Source organism: Huaxiibacter chinensis (assembly GCF_022171985.1).
Classification (GTDB): Bacteria; Pseudomonadota; Gammaproteobacteria; order Enterobacterales; family Enterobacteriaceae; genus Enterobacter; species Enterobacter chinensis_A.
In genome coordinates this window covers 105,977-115,941 of the sequence record NZ_JAJVHF010000010.1, presented here as the reverse complement: position 1 = coordinate 115,941, position 9,965 = coordinate 105,977, and the positions used below count along the sequence as shown (strand labels likewise).

The following is a 9,965-nucleotide window of genomic DNA, read 5'->3' as shown; positions in this document are numbered from 1 at the left end:
CATCCGTAGCTCAGCTGGATAGAGTACTCGGCTACGAACCGAGCGGTCGGAGGTTCGAATCCTCCCGGATGCACCATCTTCTCCGAGATAACAGCGATGTTGTTGTTTCAAGGTCTGCGGGTTAGTCGCAAGCACCAGGGAGAATAACGTTGCTTCAGCAACGGCCCGAAGGGCGAGGCGCAGCCGAGTAATCCTCCCGGATGCACCATTTACTATTTCTAAAGCAGTGCCCCCTGATGCATCCGTAGCTCAGCTGGATAGAGTACTCGGCTACGAACCGAGCGGTCGGAGGTTCGAATCCTCCCGGATGCACCATCTTCTCCGAGATAACAGCCAGTCTTTTTTCAAAGTCCGCGAATTTATCCTCAGCACCATCTTCTTCCCCATTGTTCATTCCTTCGACGTTCCCTCAGTAATCATTATCTCTTTCAGCGACAAAAACCTGCCTTTACGTTAAAGTAATGCTTTGTTATTAGCATGGCGAGCGCACGATGTACGCAAAGTATGACGGTCTGATCTTCGATATGGATGGCACCCTCCTGGACACGGAACCTACGCACCGTAAAGCCTGGGATGATGTGCTGGGCCGATACGGGATGCGTTTCGATTTGCAGGCCATGGTCGCACTCAATGGTTCGCCAACCTGGCGCATCGCGCAGGCGGTGATTGAACTGAATCAGGCCGATCTGGATCCCCATCTTCTTGCTCGTGAAAAAACGGATGCCGTTAAAGCAATGCTGTTAGACACCGTTCGTCCGCTGCCGCTGGTTGAGGTGGTAAAAGAGTGGCACGGCCGCCGGCCAATGTCCGTGGGAACAGGCAGCGAAAGCGCAGTGGCCGAAGCATTGCTGGATCATCTCGGTCTTCGTCATTACTTCTCTGCGGTTGTCGCCGCCGATCATGTCAAAAATCACAAACCTGCTCCCGATACCTTTCTGCTCTGTGCGGAATTGATGGGTGTGCCTGCTTCCCGGTGCGTTGTATTTGAGGATGCCGATTTCGGTATTCAGGCAGCGCATAAGGCAGGAATGGATGCTGTGGATGTACGCTTACTGTGAGTGACACGCTGTCGCTCGCGTCTTTATTTGCCAGCAGTTTTTTAAGTGCCACACTTTTACTGGGTAACTCCGAAGTTGTGCTGGTCGCCATGCTGCTGTCAGGCGTCAGTCAGCCCTGGTTGTTGGTATTAATAGCAACAATGGGTAATAGCCTTGGAGGGCTGACTAACGTTATTCTTGGTCGATTCTTTCCGCTGCGTGAAAAATCACGCTGGCAGGAAAAGGCAGCAGGCTGGCTTAAGCGCTATGGTGCTGTCACGCTTTTACTAAGCTGGATGCCTGTAACAGGCGATTTACTGTGTCTACTGGCGGGATGGATGCGCATCTCCTGGGGACCAGTGCTCTTTTTTTTATGCCTGGGCAAGGCGTTACGTTACGTTCTCGTGGCGTTCGTAACCCTGCAGGGCATGACGTGGTGGCACTAATTGGTGGAAAATATAAGCGACCTTCAATCGTCAACCATTACAATTATGCTGGGTAACAATACTTTGACAGGCGGGAGGTCAATTTGATCCCGGACGTATCACAGGCGCTAGCCTGGCTGGAAAACCACCCTCAGGCTCTGAAGGGTATTCAGCGTGGGCTGGAACGCGAAACGCTGCGCGTAAATGCAGATGGAAGTCTGGCAACGACCGGTCATCCAGAGGCGTTAGGCGCGGCTTTAACCCATAAATGGATCACGACTGATTTTGCCGAAGCGCTGCTGGAGTTCATTACGCCCGTGGACGGCGATATTGATCACATGCTGAAGCTGATGCGTGACGTGCATCGTTTTACCGCGCGTCAGTTGGGCGATGAGCGTATGTGGCCGCTCAGTATGCCTTGCTACATAGAGCAGGGGCAGGATATTGAGCTCGCCCAGTACGGCACCTCGAATGTGGGTCGGTTGAAAACGTTATACCGCGAAGGCTTAAAGAATCGCTATGGCGCGTTGATGCAAACCATTTCAGGCGTGCATTACAACTTCTCGCTGCCAATGGCATTCTGGCAGGCGAAATGCGGCGAAACGGATAAAGAGGCAATCTCCGCGGGTTACTTACGCCTGATTCGCAACTATTACCGTTTCGGCTGGGTGATTCCGTACCTGTTTGGTGCCTCTCCGGCGATTTGCTCCTCCTTCTTGCAGGGCAAACCGACGACGCTGCCGTTTGAGAAGACGGACTGTGGCATGTACTACCTGCCGTATGCCACCTCTCTGCGCCTCAGCGATCTGGGTTATACCAATAAGTCGCAAAGCAATCTCGGTATTACGTTTAACGAATTGCATGAATATGTGGCAGGATTGAAGCGGGCGATCAAAACGCCGTCGGAAGAGTACGAGAAAATCGGCCTCGAAAAAGACGGTAAGCGTTTGCAGATTAACAGTAATGTCTTGCAGATCGAAAACGAGCTGTATGCGCCGATTCGTCCTAAACGCGTGACCCGCAGCGGGGAAGCGCCGTCAGATGCGCTGGAGCGCGGCGGTATCGAGTATATTGAAGTGCGTTCGCTGGATATAAACCCGTTCTCGCCAGTTGGCGTGGACGAGCAGCAGGTACGCTTCCTCGATCTGTTTATGGTCTGGTGCGTGCTGGCCGATGCGCCTGAAATGAGCTCAGACGAGCTGCTCTGCACGCGCACAAACTGGAATCGTGTCATTCTGGAAGGACGCAAGCCGGGCCTGACGCTGGGCATTGGCTGTGAAACAGCACAGTTCCCGCTGGCGAAAGTGGGCAAAGATCTGTTCCACGATCTTAAGCGTGTTGCTCAGACGATGGACAGCGTGTATGGCGGCGATGAATACCAGAAGGTATGCGATCAGCTGGTAGAAGGCTTTGATAATCCGGAGCTTACGTTCTCGGCCCGCATACTGCGATCGATGATTGACGAAGGTATTGGTGGAACCGGTCGTTCCCTGGCGGCACAGTATCGCGATATGCTGCAGCAGGAACCGCTGGAAGTGCTCAGTGAAGAAGATTTCGTGGCAGAACGCGAAGCCTCCGTTCAGCGCCAGCGCGAAATCGAAGCATCGGAAACCGAGTCGTTTGACGCCTTTTTGGCGAAACACGGCTGACAGAAAAGAAAAAGGCCACATTGCTGTGGCCAAAATAACATCTCTGAATTCAGGGATGATGATAACAAATGCGCGTCTTTCATATACTCAGACGCGCATGAGGCAGAAGAGTTCAGTTTATTTTAAAAAAAATCACTCCCGGAGGTGACGTATGCCGTTATTAGATAGCTTTACCGTCGACCATACCCGTATGGAAGCGCCTGCAGTCCGTGTCGCAAAGACAATGCATACTCCGCACGGCGATACCATCACCGTGTTCGACCTGCGTTTTTGCGTACCCAATAAAGAAGTGATGCCTGAAAAAGGCATTCATACCCTGGAGCACCTTTTCGCGGGCTTTATGCGCGATCACCTCAACGGTAACGGTGTTGAGATTATCGATATCTCCCCGATGGGTTGCCGTACCGGTTTCTATATGAGCTTGATCGGCGTACCGGATGAAACGCGTGTTGCCGACGCCTGGAAAGCGGCGATGGGCGATGTGCTGAAAGTCAAAGAGCAGAATCAGATCCCAGAGTTGAACGTCTATCAGTGCGGGACTTACCACATGCACTCTCTGGAAGAAGCGCAGGAAATCGCGCGTCACATCATCGAGCGAGATGTCCGCGTGAACAGCAACGAAGAGCTGGCGCTGCCAAAAGAAAAGCTGAAAGAATTGCATATCTAGCAGCCTCTCCGCAGGCCCGGTGGCGCCTTGCTTACCGGGCCTGCGGGAATTGTCTGCTGGTGCCCGGTGGCGCGTTGCTTACCGGGCGTGCAATCATCGGCCGGATAAGGCGCAGTTCACTTCCGGCGAAACTACCGCGGTGGCCACCATGACCACAACTTCAACCTTTTCCTTTACCCATCGTCCTCTCGTGCCGTTCGCCCATGATTACGTTCACGGAGACAGCGAACCGTGGCATCAGCACAACTGCGCGCAGCTTCTGCACAGCCTCAGCGGCGTGGTGCGCGTTGATACCGCCGCGGGGTGCTGGGTCGTACCGCCCGGACGCGGCGTCTGGTTACCGGCGGGGACACGTCACGCGATCCGTATAACCGGCAGCGTGGCGGCAAGAACGCTCTTTATCGATCCCCTTGCCCGCGCCGATCTGCCTGCGTCCTGCCAGATCGTTCAGATCTCGTCATTATTGCGGGAGCTGATCGTGGCCTCATTCGCTCTCCCTGAATCCTATGCGCCAGGCAGCCGTGAAGAGCGCATCTATGAGCTGATTCTGGATGAAATTCGGGCGATGCCGATATTGCCTTTCCATCTGCCGGAGCCGATGAGCGCGCCGCTACGTCAGCTTTGCGAGCAAATTAGCCAGGCACCGGGTGAAAGCTGGAGCAGCCAGCAGGCCGCCACGCTCACCAGTATGAGTGAACGAACGCTCAATCGACATTTCCAGCAGCAAACCGGTTTAAGCTACGGAGAGTGGGTGAGAAGGGCGCGGCTCATGGAAGCCTTACTGCGCCTGGCGCAGGGGCAACCGGTCTTACGCGTCGCGCTGGATCTGGGCTACGGCAGCCATAGCGCTTTTACGGCGATGTTTCGCCGGGTGATGGGGGTCTCACCCAGCGACTATTTCAAAGAGGCTTAGCCAAGCGCGTTAAACAGCGCCTGAAGCGAGGCGCGTGCGACATCGCTGTCAATTCCCACTCCCCATCGGCTGGTGCCATTCTGGAACACGCAACGAATGTAGGTGACAGACCGACTGTCACTGCGCTCACCCAACGAATGCTCATGGTAATCCTTGATGACGAACGGCGTCTCAACCCAACGACGCATTCCGTGGGCGGCGGCGGATAAAAGCCCGTTGCCCTGGCCCTCCAGCTGCCGGGTTCCCCCACCGGTTGCCACAGTGGCCGTTAAGCGTAACTGTCCATCCTCCTGGCTCTCACTGCGGTAAGCGTGCAGAGCAAAGCGGGGAGCAGGCACCAGGCCGTACCGCTCACGGAACAACTGCCACAGCGCGTTTTGCGTCATCTCTTTGCCCTGAGCGTCGGCTTCCTGCTGTACGTGCTGGCTAAAATCCTGCTGCAACGCACGTGGAAGCTTGAGGCCGTGATTTTGCTCGATGAGCCACGCGCTGCCGCTTTTGCCTGACTGGCTGTTAACCCGGATCACCGCTTCGTAAGTGCAGCCAATGTCCTGCGGATCGACTGGCAGGTAAGGCATTTCCCAGCGTTCGTCCGCCTTACGGGCATCGAACCCTTTCTTGATGGCATCCTGATGCGAGCCGGAAAAAGCGGTATAGGCCAGACGTCCCGCCCAGGGATGACGCGGATGTACCGGCAACTGGTTACAGCTTTCCACCACTTCCACTACCCGGTTCATTTCGCTGAAATCCAGATGAGGGCGCACTCCCTGGCTGTACAAATTCATCGCCAGGGTCACCAGGCAAACGTTGCCCGTGCGCTCCCCGTTGCCAAACAGGCAGCCTTCCACCCGGTCTGCGCCCGCCATGACGGCCAGCTCCGCACAGGCCACCCCCGTTCCGCGATCGTTATGCGGATGCACGCTAATGCAGACATCATTACGGCGACTAAAGTGACGACAAAAATACTCAATCTGATCGGCGTACACGTTAGGGGTGCTCACCTCAACGGTGGCCGGCAGGTTAATAATCATCGGGCGCTCTGCACAGGGCTGCCAGATATCGGCGACCGCCTCGCAAATCTCCAGAGCGAACTCAGGTTCGGTAAAGCAGAACGTTTCCGGCGAATATTCATACTGCCAGTCGGTTTGCGGGTTATCTTCGCAAAGCTGACGAATCAGGCGGGTGGAGCGCGTCGCCAGCTCAATGATTTGCGCTTTTTCCATGCCAAAGACCAGGCGGCGAAAAAGCGGCGCGGTAGCGTTATACAAATGTACCGTGGCGCGCTTTGCGCCACGCAAAGCGTCGAAAGTGCGATGAATTAAATCCTCTCGCGCCTGGGTCAGTACCTGAATCGTGACATCATCAGGAATACGATTTTCGTCGATAAGCTGGCGCACAAAATTAAAATCAGTTTGCGAAGCGGACGGAAAAGCGACCTCAATCTCTTTAAAACCACAGCTCAGCAGTAATGCCCAGAACTGGAGCTTACGGTCGCTGTCCATCGGTTCGGCCAGCGCCTGGTTACCATCCCGAAGATCGGTAGAGAGCCAGCGCGGCGCCTGAGTAATGGTCCGGTTCGGCCAGTGACGATCGGGCAGGGAGAGAGGGGGATAGGGCTGGTATTTTTGTTCGGGGTTTTTCAGCATGATGCGCTCCTGTTGTCTTTTCACTATCGTGAATCGATTTCAGGAGCGCAGCTTTATCGGAATTGACAATTGCTGTCGCGTTCTGGACAACCGTGTCCGTGAAGGGGGCCAGGAGAAGCAGCGTGGCACCCTTTACACAGGATCAGTGCGCGCCGCCGCCTCCGCCGCCCGCACCAAACGGGGGTTTTGCAAACCACACCAGACCCAGCAACAGAATAAAGATCCCGGCTGAAATCCAGAAAATCTCATTCGCTGAGATAATCAGACCCTGGTTAGTGATTTGTTGGGCAATCCAGCCGGACGCCTGCTGCTCTGTCATCCCCAACCCTTCCAGCTGGTTGTACATCTGCTGGGCGTTCGGGTTGAACGCGTTCACCGATTCGGTCAACTGGGCATGGTGTAGCGACTCGCGGTTCGTCCACAACGTGGTAGTGATAGACGTCCCGATAGATCCCGCCAGCGTTCGGGTAAAGTTCGACAGACTCGATGCCGCCGCCAGACGCTCAGGCGGTAAGCCGGATAACGTAATGGTGGTCAGCGGCATAAAGAAGCACGCCACGGCAAAGCCCTGGATAAACTGCGGCCACGCGGAGGCGCCAAAGTCCATTCCGGGCTCGAACGTATACGCACGCCAGTAGAAGCACACTGCATACATAATAAAGCTGAATGTCACCAGCCGGCGCATGTCGAGCTTATGGGCGAACCTGCCAATTATCGGTGACAGCAGCACCGGAATCAGGCCAACCGGCGCCGAGGCCAGTCCGGCCCACGTTGCCGTGTAGCCATAGACCTCCTGCAAAAGCTGCGGCAGCAGAACAATCGCGCCAAAGTAGAGCATATAGGCGAGACTGATACACAGGCAGCCGATGGTAAAGTTCCGCGACTTAAACAGCGAGAGATCGACTATCGGATTATCGTCCGTCAGCTCCCAGACAATCAGGAAGCTTATCGCCACCACCGCCACCACCGTTAACACGATGATCTCCTGCGAGGCGAACCAGTCCAGCTCTTTCCCGCGGTCCAGCATGATCTGCAGACTACCAATACCAAGCACCAGCAGGGCCAGGCCCACGCCATCAATACGCCGCTGTTCGGTTCGCGTCTCGCGTCCACGCAGCGACTGCAGCGTCAGCAGGACCACCAGCGCACCGATAGGCACGTTGATAAAGAAGATCCAGCCCCAGTGGTAGTTATCACTGATAAAACCACCCAGGATAGGGCCACAAATAGGCGCCACAATCACCGTCATCGACCACAGCGCCAGCGCGATAGAGCGTTTGGCGGGCGGATAGTTGTTCAGCAACAGGCTCTGAGAAAGCGGAATCAGTGGCCCGGCAACAATCCCCTGAATGACGCGGAAGAAGATCAGCATCGTCAGGCTGTTGGACATGCCGCACGCCCAGGAGGCGAGGACAAACAGGACCGTAGACCACAGGAATAACTTCACTTCCCCGACGCGTTTTGCCAACCAGCCGGTAATCGGAATCGAAATCGCATTCGCCACCCCGAACGAGGTAATGACCCACGTCCCCTGGCTCAGTGACGAGCCAAGGTTCCCGGCAATGGTCGGGATCGCCACGTTGGCGATAGTGGAGTCCAGCACCTGCATGAAGGTCGCCAGCGACAGCGCAATGGTCATGATGACCAGCTGCGCGCCTTCCAACGGTTTTTGCGGTTTTTGCTGTTGCATAACGCTCACCCTCGGATTAACCGGCGTTCGCTTTCACGATTTCATCGATCAGCTTGTTAACCGGATCAAGGCTGATTTCACGAGCGTTGCTTTCATAAGCCGGATCAGTGCGGACCTGATTTGCCAGCATCTGACCGTCACGCACGGCGGTGTCCACGGTGACCAGAGTGGACAGGCCAATACGCAGCGGATGGTCAGCCAGTTGCTTCTCGTCCAGCTCAATACGCACAGGCAGACGCTGAACCACTTTGATCCAGTTACCCGTAGCGTTTTGTGCAGGCAGCAGAGAGAACGCGCTGCCGGTCCCCATATCCAGGCCGACCACTTTACCGGTGTACTTCACGTCGTCGCCGTAAATATCACTGACGATGGTCGCGGTCTGGCCAATACGCATATGGGCAAGCTGCGTCTCTTTGAAGTTCGCATCAACCCACAAATTGCTGGCCGGAACCACCGCCATCAGCGGCGTTGTCGGGCTAATTTGCGCGCCCGGCTGTACGGCGCGACGGGAGACATAGCCCGTCATTGGGCTGACGATTTTGGTTCGCTGCAGGGCAAGCCAGGCATTACGGACTTCAGTCGCCGCCTGTTTCACGGCAGGCTGATTTTCCAGGCTGGTGCCAAGAATCATCGCCTGATTGGCGTTGTACTGTTGGATCGCCACGTCAAGCTGGGCCTGAGCGCTGGCAACCGCATCACGCGCATGTTGCAGCTCTTCACGACCAATCAGGTTAGCGGTGCCCAGCGGAATACGACGGTTAAGATCGCTTTGCGCCTGGGCCAGCGCCGTTTTCTGCACATCGATGCTCGCCTGTAACTGCTTACTGTTGATCATCGACTGACGGGTTTGACGCACGCTTGAGGCAAGCTCGGTCTGTGCTTTTTCAAACGCCTGCTGAGCATCGGTGGGATCAAGCGTGACCAGCACGTCGCCTTTTTGCACATAGTCGGTATTGTCAGCCCAGACTTTCGTCACGCTGCCCGACACCTGCGCCATAATCTGAACCTGGTTCCCTGCCACGTATGCATCGTCTGTCTCTTCGACATGACGCAATACTAAAAACCAATAAATCCCATATGCCACGGCAATAATAATAAAGAGCAAGGTCAGCACAAGAAGGGCGCTCTTACGTTTGCCTTTCTTATTTGCTGGTTGCTGCGGGGGAGTCATCTCCGCATTTGCGCTCATTGTTGTTCTCCACGATCTTCTTATTTTCACATCGGCTGAGCCGACCTGTTGTCAGAAAGGCCAGCAGTGTGACGTGCTGGCCTATCAATTCTTATTAAATCTGGATGGTTGAGCGGATCGTCGCGTTAGCTCAGTGCCTCAAGAATGACACCCTCTTCATCCATCTGATCCAGACGGGTGAGCAGCTTGCGCGTGATATGCTCGAGTTGATCGCGCTCAGACGTACTCAGCGCAGACCAGAGTTGATGCAGACAGTTGTGCTGAGGAGGAAGTACTCCACGCAGGAATTCGTGACCTTTGTCGGTCAGTTGCAGATGCAGACAGCGGCGGTCGTTGTCGCTTTCGCGGCGTTCAATCCAGCCACGCTTCTCCAGCTCATCGGCAATACGGGTCGCGTTGGTACGGGATGACCCCAGGGCGCAACTCAGTTCTGAAGGCTGAATGCTGTGATCTTCCTGAGACTCAAGCGTAATCAACGCCATAAACAACGTCTCGTTAATCCCTTGAGCTTTCAGCATTTTATTGCGGTTTTCCAGTAACTTACCTTGCATATGCATGCAAAGACGCGTCAGCAAAATCTCCTGATACGGGAAATCTTCGTGACGACTGGCGCGAAATTTAAGCATTTGTTCAATGGGCGTAAACGAACTATCCATTTGGGCATGACCTCATTAATTACAGTCGATATAGTAACGACAGTGACAAATAATGTAAATGAATTATTTGTGCGGTTATATCCGTGGAGCGAA

The 9,965-nt window shown here is 55.0% G+C and carries 9 protein-coding genes and 1 tRNA gene; 6 read left to right on the top strand and 4 right to left on the bottom strand.

All coding sequences use genetic code 11. The annotated features are described in order from the left end of the window. The first annotated feature begins 238 nt into the window (after positions 1 to 238). The 6 genes from LZP96_RS18910 to LZP96_RS18885 all read left to right on the top strand — a co-directional run bounded on the left by LZP96_RS18910 (position 239) and on the right by LZP96_RS18885 (position 4,691). Positions 239 to 315 (top strand) — tRNA-Arg (locus LZP96_RS18910). 176 nt (positions 316 to 491) lie between these two features. After that, entirely contained in the window at positions 492 to 1,058 is a 567-nt protein-coding gene (yqaB, locus tag LZP96_RS18905; RefSeq protein WP_064327135.1) for a fructose-1-phosphate/6-phosphogluconate phosphatase, read from the top strand. Next, positions 1,055 to 1,483, top strand: coding sequence for a YqaA family protein (locus LZP96_RS18900; protein WP_258926230.1), 429 nt, complete (start codon positions 1,055 to 1,057; stop codon positions 1,481 to 1,483). Before yqaB ends, LZP96_RS18900 begins: the two co-directional genes overlap by 4 nt. An 83-nt stretch (positions 1,484 to 1,566) precedes the next feature. Then, on the top strand, positions 1,567 to 3,111 hold the full coding sequence (gene gshA, locus LZP96_RS18895; RefSeq protein ID WP_064327133.1) for a glutamate--cysteine ligase: 1,545 nt from the start codon (positions 1,567 to 1,569) through the stop codon (positions 3,109 to 3,111). Between the two features lie 151 nt (positions 3,112 to 3,262). Beyond that, positions 3,263 to 3,778: an S-ribosylhomocysteine lyase gene (luxS, locus tag LZP96_RS18890; protein WP_258926228.1), complete on the top strand. Its 516-nt coding sequence runs from the start codon at positions 3,263 to 3,265 to the stop codon at positions 3,776 to 3,778. A 148-nt stretch (positions 3,779 to 3,926) separates the two neighbouring features. Continuing rightward, on the top strand, positions 3,927 to 4,691 hold the full coding sequence (locus LZP96_RS18885) for an AraC family transcriptional regulator (protein WP_258926226.1): 765 nt from the start codon (positions 3,927 to 3,929) through the stop codon (positions 4,689 to 4,691). Here the strand turns inward: LZP96_RS18885 and leuA are convergent. The 4 genes from leuA to mprA form a co-directional block, all read right to left on the bottom strand. Next, positions 4,688 to 6,337 carry a 2-isopropylmalate synthase gene (gene leuA, locus LZP96_RS18880; protein ID WP_064327130.1) on the bottom strand — a complete coding sequence of 550 codons (1,650 nt, stop codon included), beginning with the start codon at positions 6,335 to 6,337 and terminating at the stop codon, positions 4,688 to 4,690. The two genes, LZP96_RS18885 and leuA, sit on opposite strands and share 4 nt — an antisense overlap. A 142-nt stretch (positions 6,338 to 6,479) precedes the next feature. After that, a complete protein-coding gene (gene emrB / locus LZP96_RS18875; protein ID WP_064327129.1) occupies positions 6,480 to 8,027 on the bottom strand; it encodes a multidrug efflux MFS transporter permease subunit EmrB in 1,548 nt (515 codons plus the stop codon). A 16-nt stretch (positions 8,028 to 8,043) separates the two neighbouring features. After that, a complete protein-coding gene (gene emrA / locus LZP96_RS18870) occupies positions 8,044 to 9,216 on the bottom strand; it encodes a multidrug efflux MFS transporter periplasmic adaptor subunit EmrA (protein WP_258926225.1) in 1,173 nt (390 codons plus the stop codon). 125 nt (positions 9,217 to 9,341) lie between these two features. Next, positions 9,342 to 9,872, bottom strand: a complete 531-nt coding sequence (gene mprA, locus LZP96_RS18865; protein ID WP_064327127.1) for a transcriptional repressor MprA — start codon at positions 9,870 to 9,872, stop codon at positions 9,342 to 9,344. Between the last annotated feature and the right edge of the window lie 93 nt (positions 9,873 to 9,965).